Annotated in this window: 16 protein-coding genes; all 16 read right to left on the bottom strand. The window is 60.4% G+C overall.

Features of this window, described 5'->3' with window-relative positions:
• Positions 1-7 precede the first annotated feature (7 nt).
• The 16 genes from KGL31_11960 to KGL31_11885 all read right to left on the bottom strand — a co-directional run bounded on the left by KGL31_11960 (position 8) and on the right by KGL31_11885 (position 15,990).
• The gene (locus tag KGL31_11960) at positions 8-1,318 is read right to left on the bottom strand and encodes a D-alanine--D-alanine ligase (protein MDE2322606.1); all 1,311 of its coding nucleotides are present in this window, start codon (positions 1,316-1,318) and stop codon (positions 8-10) included.
• Complete coding sequence (locus KGL31_11955) at positions 1,315-2,991, bottom strand: UDP-N-acetylmuramoyl-tripeptide--D-alanyl-D-alanine ligase (protein ID MDE2322605.1); 1,677 nt, start codon at positions 2,989-2,991, stop codon at positions 1,315-1,317. Before KGL31_11955 ends, KGL31_11960 begins: the two co-directional genes overlap by 4 nt.
• A complete protein-coding gene (locus KGL31_11950; protein ID MDE2322604.1) occupies positions 2,991-3,758 on the bottom strand; it encodes an alpha/beta hydrolase in 768 nt (255 codons plus the stop codon). The genes KGL31_11955 and KGL31_11950 overlap by 1 nt, the downstream gene beginning before the upstream one ends.
• A gap of 52 nt (positions 3,759-3,810) precedes the next feature.
• Positions 3,811-5,316, bottom strand: a complete 1,506-nt coding sequence (locus tag KGL31_11945; protein ID MDE2322603.1) for a UDP-N-acetylmuramoyl-L-alanyl-D-glutamate--2,6-diaminopimelate ligase — start codon at positions 5,314-5,316, stop codon at positions 3,811-3,813.
• The gene (locus KGL31_11940; GenBank protein MDE2322602.1) at positions 5,294-7,081 is read right to left on the bottom strand and encodes a penicillin-binding protein 2; all 1,788 of its coding nucleotides are present in this window, start codon (positions 7,079-7,081) and stop codon (positions 5,294-5,296) included. Before KGL31_11940 ends, KGL31_11945 begins: the two co-directional genes overlap by 23 nt.
• Positions 7,082-7,103: 22 nt before the next feature.
• A complete protein-coding gene (locus KGL31_11935) occupies positions 7,104-7,454 on the bottom strand; it encodes a cell division protein FtsL (protein MDE2322601.1) in 351 nt (116 codons plus the stop codon).
• A 13-nt stretch (positions 7,455-7,467) separates the two neighbouring features.
• Positions 7,468-8,385 (bottom strand): 16S rRNA (cytosine(1402)-N(4))-methyltransferase RsmH, encoded by a 918-nt coding sequence (rsmH, locus tag KGL31_11930; GenBank protein MDE2322600.1) that lies wholly within the window; start codon positions 8,383-8,385, stop codon positions 7,468-7,470.
• A 20-nt stretch (positions 8,386-8,405) separates the two neighbouring features.
• Complete coding sequence (mraZ, locus tag KGL31_11925; protein ID MDE2322599.1) at positions 8,406-8,855, bottom strand: division/cell wall cluster transcriptional repressor MraZ; 450 nt, start codon at positions 8,853-8,855, stop codon at positions 8,406-8,408.
• A 179-nt stretch (positions 8,856-9,034) separates the two neighbouring features.
• Positions 9,035-9,883 carry a pantoate--beta-alanine ligase gene (panC, locus tag KGL31_11920; protein ID MDE2322598.1) on the bottom strand — a complete coding sequence of 283 codons (849 nt, stop codon included), beginning with the start codon at positions 9,881-9,883 and terminating at the stop codon, positions 9,035-9,037.
• Between the two features lie 6 nt (positions 9,884-9,889).
• Positions 9,890-10,732 (bottom strand): 3-methyl-2-oxobutanoate hydroxymethyltransferase, encoded by an 843-nt coding sequence (panB, locus tag KGL31_11915; GenBank protein ID MDE2322597.1) that lies wholly within the window; start codon positions 10,730-10,732, stop codon positions 9,890-9,892.
• 115 nt (positions 10,733-10,847) lie between these two features.
• A complete protein-coding gene (locus KGL31_11910) occupies positions 10,848-11,501 on the bottom strand; it encodes a deoxynucleoside kinase (protein ID MDE2322596.1) in 654 nt (217 codons plus the stop codon).
• Positions 11,502-12,029, bottom strand: a complete 528-nt coding sequence (gene folK, locus KGL31_11905; protein MDE2322595.1) for a 2-amino-4-hydroxy-6-hydroxymethyldihydropteridine diphosphokinase — start codon at positions 12,027-12,029, stop codon at positions 11,502-11,504. It abuts the gene before it with no gap.
• Positions 12,030-12,099: 70 nt separating this feature from the next.
• The gene (locus KGL31_11900) at positions 12,100-13,278 is read right to left on the bottom strand and encodes an LL-diaminopimelate aminotransferase (GenBank protein MDE2322594.1); all 1,179 of its coding nucleotides are present in this window, start codon (positions 13,276-13,278) and stop codon (positions 12,100-12,102) included.
• 27 nt (positions 13,279-13,305) lie between these two features.
• Positions 13,306-14,067 carry a fumarylacetoacetate hydrolase family protein gene (locus KGL31_11895; protein ID MDE2322593.1) on the bottom strand — a complete coding sequence of 254 codons (762 nt, stop codon included), beginning with the start codon at positions 14,065-14,067 and terminating at the stop codon, positions 13,306-13,308.
• A gap of 182 nt (positions 14,068-14,249) precedes the next feature.
• On the bottom strand, positions 14,250-15,062 hold the full coding sequence (locus KGL31_11890) for a 4-hydroxy-tetrahydrodipicolinate reductase (GenBank protein MDE2322592.1): 813 nt from the start codon (positions 15,060-15,062) through the stop codon (positions 14,250-14,252).
• A 52-nt stretch (positions 15,063-15,114) separates the two neighbouring features.
• The gene (locus KGL31_11885) at positions 15,115-15,990 is read right to left on the bottom strand and encodes a 4-hydroxy-tetrahydrodipicolinate synthase (GenBank protein MDE2322591.1); all 876 of its coding nucleotides are present in this window, start codon (positions 15,988-15,990) and stop codon (positions 15,115-15,117) included.
• Positions 15,991-16,002: the final 12 nt, after the last annotated feature.

The raw sequence follows: 16,002 nt of genomic DNA, 5'->3' as shown, positions 1-16,002 counted from the left end.
ATTTCTTTTACTTGCCGGGCGTCACCAGATGCCGCCGATCAACCAATGCCTTGCCCTCTGTCGATTTGAACTGGGTCGAGCGCTTGTCTCGATGGGTCTCGAGCGCTAATTCTACCAAGCGAACGATAAGCTCCGCCGGCTTTACCCCGCTTCGCTCCCAGAGGGTCAGGGAGAGCGATCCCGGCATCGTGTTGATCTCATTGACGTACGGCTTCATAGCGGCCGAGTCGACGAGGAAATCAATCCGGGAGATCCCGCGCGAATCGATCGCCTTGAAGGCGGCTACCGCCATAGACCGTATCTCATCAGAAAGCGCCTGGGGAATTCTGGCTGGGATGATGCTTGGCGCCAAGTCTGCGCTCCCCGGCTTCTTGTCCTCGGGGTACTTCTCACGATAGCCCACAACCTCACCTGAACTGATCAACTCTTCACATTCCGAAACGGTCAACGCGTAGTTGCCGAGGACGCCGCATTGCACCTCGATCCGCTGCTGAACAGCCCGCTCGACCAGTACGCGACGGCTGAAGCGCATCGCACGCTTCGCCAGACTCAGCGCTTCGACCGCATCATGCGCCACACCGATACCAACGCTGGAACCTGCGACGGCAGGTTTGACCACCACCGGATAGTTCAGCCTGCACTCAACCGCCTTCACGACGGCCGCTTCATCCTCCAGCAGCTCGCGCCTGGTAATACCGATCCCCTCAACAACGGGAAGGCCTGCGCCCTGGAAGAGGAGCTTCGAGACGATCTTATCCATTCCTACGGCCGAGGCGGCGACCCCGGCCCCGACATACGGCAGATCGGCCAATTCACACAGACCCTGAATCGTTCCATCCTCGCCATGCGTCCCATGAATGACCGGAAAGGCCAGATCGATGGTGGGATGAAGCGCCTTGCGAAGCCAGCCTTTCCGCTCCTGCTGCGGCATCAATCCGCCGACCGCCGGGTCAGGCGCCAGAAAGAGCGGCTCAACCCCCGTTGCGCTCAGGCCACGGTCCAGGTTGTCAAGCTGCGGCGCGTATCGCTCCCGATTCAACCGCAGCTTTTCGGCGTCGAGCTTCGCTCGCTCAGCCGATCCTGCCGCGACGCCTCGCTCCGCCAGCTTGCGTATCTCGGCATCGACCGTCAACAGATCCCGAACCGCCTCACCGGTGAGCCAGGTGCCCTCCGCCGTCAGAAAGATCGGCAGCGTCTCGAACCGGTCCTGTAACGAGAGTAAGACCTCGTAGACCTTACTGGCGGTCATGATCGAAATCTCTCGCTCTACCGAGCGACTTCCGAATATCAGCCCTATGCGTGTCAGACTGCTGTTCATGCACACTCCAGATAGGTGTCCGGCAGTCGATTCTCGTATAGCAGCACATCACCCTCTTGAACGATCGTTTTGAGGCAGTCGGCCACTTCGCCGCTGTGCCGGGCCACCAGGACCCGGCTACCGGCAAATCCGGCCTCGCGAAGTCCTTCCCGCAACGGTTGGGTCTGCTGTGGCCCCACCAACAGCACGTAATCGCACACCGCGGCGGCAGCCCGGCCCAACCGGCGGTTCTCCTCCGCCTCGATCTGGCCAAGCTCCACCAGTCCCGGCGTTATCAAAATCTTCGAGCCCCCCTCAAACTGGCTGAGGACCTCCAAGGCCATCTGCGCCCCGCGCGGGTTGGCATTGGCCACATCGATCAACTTGATGACCCCGCCTTCTTCGCGAAGCTCCAGGCGCTTTGGGGCCGGTGTGAGCGTCCGTACGCCGTCGGTAATCTCCTCCAGGGACACGCCGCACTCCAACGCCGCGGCCGTTGCCCCCAGGACATTGCCGATGTTCCAGCTCCCCAGCAACCTGGTTTCGAACATGGCGACGCCATGCTCGGTCTCCACGCGAAAGGCCGAACCCTTACTGGAGAGCTTGACATCTCTCCCGCGGACGCCCAGCGCCCTCTCGTCCTCACCGATCCCGTATAAGAGCACGCGCCGACCTTCCCGCCTCGCGCGCTCGGCCAACCGCAGGCAGACCGGATCGTCGGCGTTCACGATCGCCAGGCCATCCGGCGGGAGCGAACCGATCAGCTCATACTTCGCCTCGGCGATCCGCTCCGGCCTGCCGAAACGCTCGAGGTGCTGGACCCCGACCGCCGTAAGAATACCGAGCCGGGGCCGCAGGACCTGGCACACCTCCCTGATCTCGCCTGGGCCGTATGCCGCCACCTCGACAACGAAGAAGCGGTGGTCGTCCCGCAGCGCCTCACGGACAACCCGAACAATGCCCATGGTGGTGTTGACCCCGTCAGGCGTCTTAAAGACCGAGTAGCGCCTCTGAAGCAACGCGGCGGTGATGAACTTGGTCGTGGTCTTGCCGTAGCTCCCTGTGATCCCGACAACCTCCCCGGGATACCGCCGCATGCGCGCCGTCGCCTGCACATAGAAGCGCTGATTGATCGCCTGCTCCAGCGGGGCAAGGCTCAGACTTGCTGCGAGGATCGTGCCGGCTGCAACCTCGGACACTACAAAAAGACCCGCAGCCAGGCCGATGCCGACAAGGAGGGCACGAGGAGCCACCATAAGCCGGGAGAGCACGGCTACGGTCAACCAAGAGGTTGCGAGCATGGCCGCCATCGCCAGGACGAACGTGACCGCTGCCAGGCGTACCGTTCGGGGCGTCCACTGCAGTCGCTGGCTGACCTGAAGCGAGGACCACCGGGCTCTCAGCCACATCCCGGCGGCCAGCCAGAGGATATAAAACATCATGGCTGGGAGAGGCAACCACGCAAGGAGGATTCCGACCCCCAGGACCGCCACCTGGACAAGGGCCGCTCGGCCGTCCAGAACTATGCCCCAGTGCCTGACGATCCAGCCTCGCAGGCGCGCGCTGTTGTAACGCTCCAACTGGGTGAGGTATATCAGATCCAGATGACGCCCCACAACAACCGCCATATACGGCAAAAGACCGGCTACGGCCCGACCTGCGAATGAAGGCCAAGGCGCCTTATCCGCCCGCATCACCGGCTGTCCTGGCACAAGAACTCCCTCACCAACTGGTCAAAACGGTCCGGTCTGTCGACAAACGGGAAATGGCCGGCCCCCTCGAGGACCTCCAACCGCGAGCCCGGTATCCCACGCGCCATGATCTCCATCGAGGAAAAAGGCACCTCCTGGTCCCGATCTCCCCAGATGATCAGAGTGGGCACGCGTATAGAGGACAAGATCCCTCGAAGATCTTCGCCAACGACCTTGACCAGCGTGGCGCGCAATGGTCCGGCATTCCGATAGTCCCGTGACCCGACCCGCCGATAGAGTTCGGCAACGACCCGCTCGCCCAACCTACCCCATAAGGAGAGCGAAAAGAACCGCTTCGCCAGTCTCGCGGCGCCAGCCTTGACGCGGTACAGGAGACCTCGTTTCGGACGGATCCCTGCGCTGGCCACCAGAACGAGGCTTCGAACCCTGTCAGGCCGTTGGGCAGCCAGGACAAGCGCGATTCGGCCCCCAAATGAATGGCCGACCATGCTGGCCATCGGGATGCCGACGCGGTCCATAAATGCCTCGACATAGGACGCGTACTCCCATGTTCCCCACGTTGTGGCAGCGGATGGGGTCCAGCCGAAACCCGGCAGATCAAGGGCGTACACCCGGAATCGATCCTCTAACGCCTTGGCAACAACGCTCAACGACTCGGCCGAGGTGCCCCATCCATGAAGGAGAATCACCGGCCTCCCCTCTCCCCATACGGTAAAATGGGTGTCCAGGTCACCGACACGAATCAGCACATCAGCCTCTCACGTCCCGAAGCGGATCGGGGCGTTGGAGCACATCACCCCCTCACTCTCGGCAGAACCCCAACTCGTGGAGCGCCTCTCGGGCCACCAATCGGTCATCAAAAGGGATCGTACGATCACGAAGAATCTGGTAGGTCTCGTGTCCCTTCCCCGCGATCACCACCATGTCACCTCTACCCGCCAGCGAGAGGGCCTCGCGAATTGCCATCCCTCGATCTGAAATTGTAACATAGCCCTTACCCTGGCCCCACACCTTTTTCGCCCCGGCCTCGACCTCCTCGATGATCTGATGAGGGTCCTCACCGCGGGGATTGTCGGAGGTGATCACCGTGAAGTCGGCCAACTGCAGAGCCGTTTCTCCCATGATTGGGCGCTTCCCCCGATCCCGCTCTCCCCCGCACCCGAGCAGGACGATCAGGCGTCCCGGACAGCACTGCCGCGCCATGCGGAGGACACGTCGCAGCGCGTCAGGGGTATGCGCATAATCGACCATCACACTGAATTCCTGTCCCGCCTCCACCCGCTCACACCGACCCGGAACGTGGTGGAGCGCGGCGATCCCGTCTGCGACCGCCGACAGACTCACGCCCAGATGTAACCCCGTGGCGGCAGCCGCCAGGATGTTGGACAGGTTGTAGCGCCCCAGTAACGGAGAGCGAATCTCCGTGGCCCCCCACGGGGTCTGCAGTCGGCACCGGATTCCGTCCGGCCCCATACCGATATCAGTGGCCGACAGATCCGCCGGTCGCTCTATGCTGTACGTGTAGCGTCTCGCCCGCGTCGCCCCAAGAAAGAGGTCCGCGGCCGGATCATCCAGATTGACGACCGCCGCTTTCTCCGTCGTTTTTGTTGACCCGATACCCAGCCTCTCGAACAGCGAAAGCTTTGCGTTCCGGTATGCCTCCATGGTGCCATGGAAGTCCAGATGGTCCTGTGTGAGGTTGGTGAATACGGCCACATCAAATTCACAGCCGTCAACGCGATGCAGCGCCAGAGCATGGGACGAAACCTCCATGACCACGCTGTCGGCGTTGAGACGCGTCATCCGTTCGAGGAGCGCTTGCAGATCGCAGGACTCCGGTGTCGTCCGCGCCGCTTCTGTCTCCACCCCGTTGCAGCGATACCCGATCGTGCCGATCAGTCCGACCTGGTGCCCTGCGCGTCGCAGCACCGACTCGACCAGGTAGGTGGTGGTGGTCTTGCCGTTGGTACCGGTCACCCCCACCATGGTGAGCTTGCGCGAGGGATGGCCGTAGAATCGGTCCGCGACCACGGCAAGGCCCTGCCGGGCATCGGCCACCTTCACCACCGTCCCTCCTTGCAGTGCCGTCTCCGGCAGATCGTGTCGCTCTACCAGAACCGCAACAGCGCCTGCTGTCCAGGCAGCTTGGATGTAGTTGTGGCCGTCACTCCTGAACCCGCTGATACACACGAACAGATCACCGGGCCTCACATGCCTGGAATCGTACCGGATCGCATGAATCTCCACATCGACAGAACCGCGGAGGACCTGATGCTCAGTCCCCTTAATTAAGTCGAAAAGTCGCATTACGGATCCCTTCCGCCAGCCTGAACGGCTCTCGGCCAACCGGGGTGGTCCTGAGATGCTTCAAGGACTCACGGGCGATCTCCCGGAATGTCGGCGCCGCGATCGATCCGCCCCAACGGAGGGTGCTCGGCTCGTCGACGACGACGATGATGGCCAGTCGAGGTTGTTCGACCGGAACAAACCCGACAAATGACGCTACCACCTTATGCCGGGAGTACCGACCGGTGGCTCGATCTACTTTCTGAGAGGTCCCGGTCTTACCGGCCACCTCGAATCCCTCCACGGCTGCGGCCTTTCCCGTCCCTTCCGTCACGACCCCTTTGAGGATGGTCGCGAGGGTTTTCGCGGTGTCTTCAGAGATGACTCGTCTGACCTGCATCGGCACGTTCTCGCGGACTACTTTGCCGTCCGCCGCGACGATCGACTTGGTAACGTATGGACGAACCAGGATACCGCCGTTTGCAATGGCGCTCATCGCTGTTAACATCTGCAGCGGACTCACGGAGATCTCCTGTCCGATGGAAAGCGACGCGAGCGAGAGGGCCGACCACTCCTTCGGACGCCGGATCAAACCGGGCGTCTCTCCCGGCAGATCGATCTTAGTGAGATTCCCGAACCCGAACCCGCTGATGTAATCGTAGTAGTGACTCTTGCCCAGCCGCTGGCCGACCTTGATGGCCCCGACATTGCTGGAGTGCGCCAGCACCTCGGCAAACGTAAGGGTCTGAAACCGTTCATGATCCCGGATGATGACCCCGCCCACCTCAATGGCGCCGCCCTCACCGCTGAACCGATCTTCGGGTCGCACGAGTCTCTCCTCCAGGGCGCCGGCGCCCACGATGGCCTTGAAGGCCGACCCCGGCTCGTAGTAATCGGCGACCGCGCGGTTCCGACGGGCGAACGCCGACGCCTCGGCATACGCATTGGGGTCAAACGTCGGATAGTTGGCAAGCGCCAGGATCTCGCCGCTGAAAGGATCCATCACAATGGCGCTGCCGCTCAGGGCGCCGGAATGAGTCACCGCGGCTTCCAGTTCCCGTTCCGTGATATATTGGATTACCTCATCAATCGTCAGGTGCAGATCTGCACCCTGCGTCTCACCGGCCTCCTCTCTGAAGATTGGTCGACGCTTGGCGTCCTGTTGTCGCACAATCCACTTACGTTTGCCGGCCAGGAAGGCGTCGTACTGCAGTTCAAGTCCTTCCAGCCCACGATCGTCTCTCCCCACAAATCCCAACAGGTGGGCCGCCTGTTGCGCTTTCGGATAAAATCGCTTGCTCTCCGCATCAAATCCGATTCCCTTCAGTGTGAGGCGCGCGATCGCCTCCGCCTCCTCCGGAGAGGCTGATCGCTTGATGTAGACCAACGACTTCTTTGTGCGCAATTGCTCAAGGATCTTCTCGGCAGGCAGGCTGAGTACGGCAGACAGGGTTGCGGAGGTCCGCTCCGGATCTTCCACCTCGGACGGCCGGGCAAAGATCGAGGAACTTCCGACGCTGATAGCCAGCTCCCGACCATTGCGATCGTAAATCGTTCCGCGCCGGGCAACTGATGGGACCAGCCGCGAGGACTGCCGATTGGCGACCTCGACCAGCGCCGAGTATTGATATACCTGGAGAGAAAACAGTTGGCCGGAAATGACCGTGAGGGCGGCCGCAAGCGAGCAGAACAGCACGATCACGCGACGTCGCAACCGGCTGCGCTTCGCCGGCGCGGGCGTGGTCTCTCCTTTGTTGGATGACCTCTCGCGAGCACGACGCTGCATCGACATACCGGTCTTTCGAAAACTACTCGATCACAATCACTTGACCTGACTTGGGGCTCGTGAGGCCAAGCTGACGACGGGCAATCTCCTCCACGCGGCGGAGCGACTTGAGCCGGGCGACCTCAAGGCGCAGCTCTTTCTGCTGTTGAATGAGACCGGCGCGCTCCCCCGTGAAGTATTCTACCTGGTACCCGAGTCGAACTACCTGAATGTGCTGCCAGACGTAAAATAGGACCACGATCAGGACGATCCCTCCCAGCAGGAGCGACTGGAGCAGATCGAACCTTCGAATCTTATCGACCTGCGGTTTCAGCAGACTGCTTGCCCGGTCCCGTCCAACCGACGTCAACGCGGCGATACCCTGACTCCTCATCCCGTCCCCTCCTCTAGCACCGTTCCGCGGCCCGAAGCTTTGCGCTGCGCGCACGCGGATTGGCATCAATCTCCCGTTCCGTTGGGGCAACCGGCCGTTTGGTCAGAAGATGGACACGCGGCGGCTCCGAACGTGCCCACCCTCGAAGCGTCTCCTTCACAACCCGATCCTCGAGAGAGTGAAAACTAATGATACAGATCCTTCCCCCGGTGGTAAGCAACTCAACAGCATCCTGCAGGCCTCGAATAAGCCCGGCCAACTCATCGTTTACAGCAATGCGTAAGGCTTGGAAGGTTCGTGTCGCGACATGGATCCGCCGCGGCCAGGCACGCCGCGGCACCGCCGAAGCCACCAGACGCGCGAGCTGAGCGGTGGATGTGAGCGGCTGTGTCCGCCGCTCTTGTACGATCCGCGCCGCGATTCGCCTCGCCCAACGCTCCTCGCCGTAATCCTGCAACAGCCTCGCGAGTTCGCGCTCCGAGATCCCGGCCAGCAGATCTGCCGCCGACTGCTCGCCTCCCTGACGATCCATCCGCATGTCCAGTGGTCCGTCCCTCATGAAGCTGAATCCCCTGGAAGCATTGTCCAGTTGGAATGATGAAAGGCCAAGATCAAACAGGATGCCATCGAAAGGACCCCATTCGTTCTCGACGGCGATGGCGCCCAACTCGGCGAAATCACCCTGGAATAATTCGACTCGACTCTCGAACCGCCCGAGGCGAGTTTTGGCCAAGGCCAGCGCCTCAGCATCGCGATCAATCCCGCACAGGTACCCCGCCGGCGCGCTCCCGATCAGGATGGCTTCCGCGTGCCCCCCCAATCCTACGGTCGCATCGAGGTAGCGACCACCCGACCGCGGTTGCAGGATGGCTATCGCCTCCTCCAACAGGACCGGGAGATGCCGGCCCTCGATGGTTACATCCCCCGTCACAGCGCCTCCACACGTTGCACCTATATCCGGATTCCCAATTCCGCCAGCTTGCCAGCGTAATCCTCAGGGTCCCGCTCCTGCGCGCAAAAGGACGCCCAGCGCCCTCGGTTCCAGATTTCAATCTTATCCAACACCCCGACGATTACGACATCACGGCGTAGATCTGCCTTTTCCCTCAGTTGTGGAGGAATCAGGATTCGCCCCTGACTGTCAACCATCGACTCGACCGCATGAGCCGATATGAGGCGAGCATACTCCCGGAACTTCTTATCCGAGTTTCCCTTACTCAGGAGATTCTGCTCGATCTCTTGCCAGGTTTTAATCGGGTAGGCTACGATGCAGGCGTCAAAGAGGGGATCAACGAGGATCAGCTCACGCTCCCGTCTCCGCTTGAGGATCTCGCGGTACCTGGCCGGGATGCTGAGCCGTCCCTTGTCGTCGATGGCGTGTTCGAAGCTTCCGCGGAACATGGGATAGTATCGCTTCTTTATGGAAATCTATACCATTTCATCCCACCTCATCCCACTGTGTCGCAACGATATAGAACCCCATTTTCCTTGTCAAGCAAAATGTGAAATATTTTTGGGTAGTAGGTCTAAATATGTAACGCTGTGGAAGGCTGCTCGGTTGCGACGCAGGAATGACGCGGTTAGAGCCTCGTAATCAGGAGATTATCGATGAGGCGCGTCCCACCGAATCGTACGGCGATGGCCAACAACACTGGGCCTTCAATGCGATCAAGCGGCTGTAACGTCTCCGGGTCGCACACAGCCACATAATCGATCCGCGCCAGTGGTTCACCCTCGATCATCGCTCGCACTTCCTCGAGGATGGCCTTCGCACTGTGCTCTCCGGATCTGACCCGCTCTTGTGCACACCTGAGCGACCGATACAGAACGGGAGCGGCCCGCCGCTCCTCAGGCGTCAATCGAACGTTTCGGGAGCTCATGGCGAGGCCGTCGGACTCTCGTACCGTTGGCAAGATTACGACATCGATGTCAAAGTTGAGATCGGCTACCAGGCGCCGAACCACCACCGATTGCTGGTAGTCCTTCTGTCCGAAGTAGGCCCGGTGCGGCCTGACAAGATTGAACAGCTTCGCGACAACCGTGGTCACACCACGAAAGTGTCCCGGACGGGAGGCGCCGCACAACCCCGCGGTGAGTTCGGTCACGTCGACGTAGGTCTGGAAGCCCTTCGGGTAGATCGCCTCCGCGGACGGCGTGAACACCAGATCAACCCCTGTCCTCTCCGCCTGGGCCAGATCGCCCTGCAGGTCTCGCGGATAGCTGTCGAAATCCTCGCCCCGTCCGAACTGGATCGGATTCACGAAGATAGTCACAACAACAACGTCATTGTCTGCGCGCGCGCTCCGCATGAGCGAGACGTGTCCCTCGTGAAAGGCACCCATCGTCGGCACGAGTCCGATGGCCTTTCCTTCGCGCCGAAGCGACTCACAACGGCGCTGAATCGCGGACGGCTCATCAATAGTCTGCACAGTCGTTCACAGCTCCAACAACGCTCTCTCGGTCTCCTGGTCGATCGAGAATGTGTGTACGGCCTCGGGGAACCGGCATTCGATTACATCCTGCCGGAAGCGGCTCACCGCATCGCTGATTGTCCCGGCGAGATCAGCGTACTGCTTTGTGAACCTCGGGACGAAGCGATCGAAAAGCCCAAGCAGATCATGGAGGACCAGGACCTGACCGTCGCAGTGAGGCCCGGCGCCGATTCCGATGGTAGGTACCGTCAACCTCTTGGTGATGACCCTGGCGAGCACGCCGGGAATCGCCTCCAGCACGATCGCAAAGGCCCCCGCCTTCTCAAGCGCCGCGGCATCCTCAAGGATGCGGCAGGCGGCGTCGAGCCCCTTCCCTTGAACCTTCAACCCTTCCTGCAACACGGCCGTTTGCGGGGTAAGCCCGACATGACCCATGACCGGAATCCCCGCGTCCACGATCGCCCTCACGCATGGCAGCGAGGGCCAACCGCGCTCGACCTTGACGGCGTGAGCCAGACCCTCTTTTATGAACCGTCCGGCGTTTCGAATCGCATCGGCCGGCTCAGCCTCGTACGACATGAACGGCATGTCGGCGACCACCAAGGCCCTTTTCACCGCACGGGTCACCGCCTTGGTCATCATGAGCATCTCATCCATCGTGACCGGGATCGTCGTCTCATAGCCCAGGACAGTCATTCCCCCGGAGTCACCCACCAGGATCAGGTCGATCCCGGCACGATCAACCAGCAGCGCCATCGGGTAGTCGTACGCCGTCAGCATGGTGATCTTCCGCCCTTCTCGCTTCATCTCCTGTAGGGTGGCCGTCCTGACCGTCTGACTGGTCATGATCGATCCCTCCTCTCGTATTCGCAATGCACCAGATTCCCAGCCGGCGCCTACACAAAAGGCCCGCCGGATCGATTCGGAGGGCCATGGTCTGCCGCCTTTGTCTCGGTCCTTACTAACGGGCTCCAAGCGGCACATAGTATTGGGTGCCCGGCCGTATCATCTCAATCTGTTTGACTAGGTCTTCAAAATCCTCCTTGTGCTTAACGAAGTCGATCTCATTGGTATTAACGACCAGCAGCGGCGTTGTCGAGTAGTGAAAGAAAAAATGGTTGTAGGCTGCGTTCACGTCCTCCAAATAAGACCGCTCCAGTTCCCGCTCGGAAGCCCTCGCCCGCGACTGAATCCGTCTGATCAGGACATCGGTGCTGGCTTGCAGATACAGGACGAGGTCGGGTTTAACGACGCGCGTCTCCAGAAGCGGCTGCAACCGCTCGTAGAGGGCCAACTCGTTGTCGTCCAGCGTCAGATACGCGAAGATCTTATCCTTGACAAACAGATAGTCGCTCACCAGCGACTGTTTGAAGAGATCGACTTGGGTCAGCTCCTGCTGTTGGCGGAACCTGTTCAACAGGTAATAGAGCTGGGCCTGAAAGGCGTACCGACGCATGTCGGTGTAGAATTGAGCGATAAACGGGTTCTCATCGGGACCCTCCAATAACTTTCTGGCCTGCAGCCGCTCCGCCAGCAATTCGGCCAGGCTCGTCTTGCCGACACCGATCGGGCCTTCGACCACAACGTAACGAGGTTTAGGGACGCGGCCTGCCACCTATTCATCCTCCCCTGATCCTACAGGCCTGACCGCCGGCGCCAATAGCCGGACGAGCGACGGATCGTCGAGACAATCGAGCAACTGCCGCATCGTGACGCCAAAAACAGGATGGCGAAGATCCGGATCAAGTTCGCAGAGCGGAATCAGCACGAAACGTCGCTGATGGAGCTGCGGGTGGGGGAGGATGAGATTCGATGTTTCCACGACCTGTGAACCCATGAGCAACAGGTCGAGATCGATGCTCCGATCTTCGCCCCGCGCCCGCTTCGCCGCGCGGCCCATGCTTCGTTCGATCCGTTGCAATTCGAGCAGCAATGCTCCCGGCGTAAGCTTCGTCTGTACGGAGACCACTCCGTTGACAAACCAGCCACCAGAGGCGGGAGGAACCGGCGCAGTCTCATAGAGTGACGATACGCGTATCGCTGCGACTCCTGCAATCTCCGACACGGCCCTGATAGCCTCTTGACAGCGCTCGATTCGGTTGCCCAGATTGGATCCGATCCCGATAAACGCAAGATCGCTCATGATCTAGGGGCTAGGTGGTAAGGTATAGGGTCTGGGGCACAGAAGAACACTGATTCACTTTCTGAAACTATTAGGGCTTGAGATTCGAGGCGGCAATCCGCTCTACCGCCTCCTTGATCCTGGAGACATCCACTGTCAGGGCCGCTCGAATATATCCTTCACCGGTCCGGCCGAACCCTGTTCCCGGGGTCATGACGATACCGACCTCGGAAAGCAGCGCGGAGGCTAACGAGGCGGATGTATGCCCCTTCGGGACACCAATCCAGACATAGAAGGTCGCTTGGGGTTTGTCTACCGCGAACCCGAGCGCCGACAGACCATCCACAAGCGCATCGCGCCTCTTTTTGTAGACGGCCCTCATCGCCTCAACACACTCCTGCGGGCCGTTCAGCGCCGCAATGGCAGCCTCCTGCACAGCCTGGAAGACCCCGGAGTCCAGGTTCGTCTTAATCCGGCCAAGACCGGACAGCACCTCACGACACCCGACTGCAAATCCAATCCGCCATCCGGTCATGTTGTAGGTCTTGGAAAGGGAATGGTACTCGATGGCAACGTCCTTCGCCCCCTCCACCGCCAAGAGGCTCTCCGGAAGGTACCCGTCGTACGCCATCTCGGAATAGGCTGCGTCGTGGCAGAGAATCAGCCGGTGCCTGCGCGCAAAGGCGACCGCCTCAGTAAAAAAAGCTCCGGATGCCACGGCGGCCGTTGGGTTATTGGGGTAGTTCAGGAACATGATCCGAGCCTTCTTCAGAACCTCCGAAGGGATCGCGTCAAGATCCGGCAGGAAGGACCGTTCCCGCGTGAGCGGCATAAAGTACGGGATCCCGTCGGCAAAGACGGTTCCTGCCTGATAGACCGGATAGCCGGGATCGGGAACCAGGACGACGTCGCCCGGATCGATAAACGCCAGCGGGATATGGCCGATCCCCTCTTTCGAACCGATGAGGCTCAGGACCTCGGTCTGCGGATCAAGCGTCACACCGAACCGTTTGCTGTACCAATCGGCCACCGCCTGTCGAAAGCTCAGCATCCCTTCGTATGAAGGGTACTGGTGATTCCGCGGGTCGGCCGAAGCCGCCTGCATCCTTGCGATGATGTGCGACGGGGTCGGCAGGTCAGGGTCGCCGACTCCCAGGTTAATGACATCCATTCCGCGACGGATCGCGTCCTGCTTCAAGCGGTCGATCTCAGCAAAGAGATACGGCGGCAACTTCGACAGCCGCTGTGCTACGCTAAAGGGTTCTCCCATGCCTATCTTCTCCTCATGAATTCGCTATCAGCTTTCAGCGACAACCGTGTTACTCAGCCGGCCGATCCCTTCCACCTCGATTTCGATCGTATCGCCGGGCCGCATCGGACCGATCCCCGAAGGGGTACCGGTCGTAATGACATCACCCGGATAGAGGGTCATGACTGTGGAGACAAAATGCAGCAGGTATGGCACCTCAAAGATCAGGTTATTGATGTTGGACTCCTGTCGGATCACACCGTTCAGGAACGCCCGGATAGGGGCGTCGGAGAGGTCCAGGTCTGTCTCGATCCAAGGGCCGAACGGCGCGAAGGTGTCGAACGATTTTGCTCGAGTCCACTGGCCGTCTTGACGTTGCAAGTCTCTCGCTGTCACATCGTTAAAGCAGACATACCCCAGGATGTAGCGATGCGCCTTCTCGACCGGTACGGCCCTCGCGGTCCTCTTGACGACGATTCCCAACTCCGCCTCATAATCGAGCCGACTGCACGACTTCGGATAGATAATCCGGCCACGATGGGGAAACGAGGCACTTGACGGCTTTAAGAAGATAATTGGCTCGTCCGGAGTCTGCAGCTTCATCTCCTCGGCGTGATCGCGATAGTTCAGGCCGACTCCTATGATCTTGGAGGGTTCAGTCGGCGTAAGGAACCTGATCCGCTTCAGCGAATGCGTCCGGCTCGTCACGACAAACTTGTTGAAGATGTCGCCCTGGATCTCCCGAACGACACTATCTTCTACGATACCGTACCTCGGTTGCCTGTCGACAACAAATCGCACAATCCGCATTATTTATGTCCATGACACCAAAGGGTCATCGCTAGAAACGCTCTCTCGCGCCTGTCACTACTCCAAAAGCCTCCCGTGTCATTGCGAGGCGAAGCCGAAGCAATCTCGCCGTCTTTCAGGACAACAACGATGAGATTGCCGCGCTTCTTTCAGTCGCTCGCAATGACTACAATGCTCCTGATTCATGTTCGCGCTCTTAATCCCAGCACATCCTGCATATCGTACAGTCCGGGCGGCCGGCCGATGATCCAACGGGCTGCGCGCAAGGCGCCGCGAGCAAAATTGTCCCGACTGTGGGCCCGGTGCGTGACCTCGATCCGCTCCCCCATGCCGTCAAAGATCACGGTATGTTCCCCAACCACGTCCCCGGCTCGCAGCGCATGAATAGCAATCTCTTCTTTACTGCGCGCTCCGACCATACCTTTTCGACCATAGACGCCCACCTTGCCTAAGTCACGGCCCAGCGCCCCGGCGATCACTTGTGCCATTTTCAATGCGGTCCCGCTGGGGGCGTCCTTTTTGAGCCGGTGGTGGGTCTCAACGATCTCAACATCGTACCCCTCTCCGAGGGTAGAGGCCACCTCAGTGAGAACCTTAAACAAGAGATTGACCCCGATACTCATGTTGGGCGAGAGCACGCACGGAACAGCCGAGCCGAGTTCCTTGATCCTGGTCAGATCGGCGGTGCTGAACCCCGTGGTCCCAACTACGACAGGTACCTTCGCCAGGGCGGCAATGGCCAGATGGGTCATAGTGGCCTGCGGAGTGGTGAAGTCGATCATCACCTGTCCTTCACCCACCACCGCACCCAGATCGCCGATAACCGGAACGCCCAGCGTGCCGATACCCGCCACCTCACCGGCATCACGCCCGATGCTCGGACTGCTTGGTTGTTCGATTGCCCCGGCCAGGGTGAAGTCGTCTGCCTCATGAATCATGGCGATAATTCGCCCGCCCATCCGCCCGGCTACGCCACAGACAACGGTGCGTATCATTGAGAAACACCGAACAAGGGTGAAGGGTGTAGGGTGTAGAGTGTAGGAATGCTCACGAGATCAGACCGTAGGCCCGCATCGCAGCTTTGAGCCGGTTCAGGCTGGGCTCGCTCATCGGGCAGAGCGGCAGGCGAAGCTCTCCACTGACCATTCCCAGAAGCGCCATAGCAGTCTTGACCGGGATCGGGTTGGTCTCATAGAACATCGCCTGACAGAGCGGGAAGAGTTTAAGGTGAATCTCCCTGGCGCGCTTCCAGTCACCGCCCAGGAACGCATGAGTCAAGTCGGCCACATCGCGTGGTACGATGTTGGCGACTACCGAAATCACGCCTCGCCCTCCCACCGCCAGGAGTGGCAGCGTCAGGGTATCATCCCCCGACAGGAACGAGAGCTTATCCCCGCACAGGACGATGTCCTGAGTCATCTGCTCCAGGTTGCCGGTTGCCTCCTTCATGCCGACGATATATGGATGATCTGCCAGCGCCGCCAGCGTTTCCGGCAGCATGTTGATTCCGGTCCGCCCCGGAATGTTGTAGAGAATTATCGGCAGTTCCGCCGCATCAGCAACGGCGCGGCAGTGCGCGATGAGACCCGCCTGTGTCGGCTTGTTGTAATAGGGGAGGACCAGGAGGGCACCATCGGCCCCGGCCTGCCTGGCGAAGCGGGTCAGATCGATCGCTTCAGCCGTACTGTTCGAGCCGGTCCCGGCAACGACCGCTATACGCCTGTTCACCGCCTCGACCGTCAGCTCGATCACCCGCCTGTGTTCATCATGGCTGAGCGTGGGGGACTCGCCTGTCGTCCCGCACGGCACCAGGGCATCGGTGCCGTTTGTGATGTGAAACTCTACCAACTCACGGAGGACCGACTCGTCAATCCGTCCGCCTTTGAAGGGGGTCACCAACGCCACCATCGAACCCTGGAACATCCTCTTCATACC

The sequence above is a fragment of the Candidatus Methylomirabilota bacterium genome (genome assembly GCA_028870115.1).
Classification (GTDB): Bacteria; Methylomirabilota; Methylomirabilia; order Methylomirabilales; family Methylomirabilaceae; genus Methylomirabilis.
The sequence above is the reverse complement of the archived record's forward strand: the minus strand, read 5'-3'. Positions and strand labels throughout refer to the sequence as shown.

Bases quoted from the DNA above. Each gene is read 5' to 3' on its own strand.
- KGL31_11935 (MDE2322601.1), bottom strand. From the start codon at position 7,454: ATGAGGAGTCAGGGTATCGCCGCGTTGACGTCGGTTGGACGGGACCGG.
- KGL31_11955 (MDE2322605.1), bottom strand. From the start codon at position 2,991: ATGCGGGCGGATAAGGCGCCTTGGCCTTCATTCGCAGGTCGGGCCGTA.
- mraZ (MDE2322599.1), bottom strand. From the start codon at position 8,855: ATGTTCCGCGGAAGCTTCGAACACGCCATCGACGACAAGGGACGGCTC.
- KGL31_11885 (MDE2322591.1), bottom strand. From the start codon at position 15,990: ATGTTCCAGGGTTCGATGGTGGCGTTGGTGACCCCCTTCAAAGGCGGA.
- KGL31_11960 (MDE2322606.1), bottom strand. From the start codon at position 1,318: ATGAACAGCAGTCTGACACGCATAGGGCTGATATTCGGAAGTCGCTCG.
- folK (MDE2322595.1), bottom strand. From the start codon at position 12,029: ATGAGCGATCTTGCGTTTATCGGGATCGGATCCAATCTGGGCAACCGA.
- KGL31_11890 (MDE2322592.1), bottom strand. From the start codon at position 15,062: ATGATACGCACCGTTGTCTGTGGCGTAGCCGGGCGGATGGGCGGGCGA.
- KGL31_11895 (MDE2322593.1), bottom strand. From the start codon at position 14,067: ATGCGGATTGTGCGATTTGTTGTCGACAGGCAACCGAGGTACGGTATC.
- panB (MDE2322597.1), bottom strand. From the start codon at position 10,732: ATGACCAGTCAGACGGTCAGGACGGCCACCCTACAGGAGATGAAGCGA.
- KGL31_11900 (MDE2322594.1), bottom strand. From the start codon at position 13,278: ATGGGAGAACCCTTTAGCGTAGCACAGCGGCTGTCGAAGTTGCCGCCG.
- KGL31_11945 (MDE2322603.1), bottom strand. From the start codon at position 5,316: ATGCGACTTTTCGACTTAATTAAGGGGACTGAGCATCAGGTCCTCCGC.
- KGL31_11940 (MDE2322602.1), bottom strand. From the start codon at position 7,081: ATGCAGCGTCGTGCTCGCGAGAGGTCATCCAACAAAGGAGAGACCACG.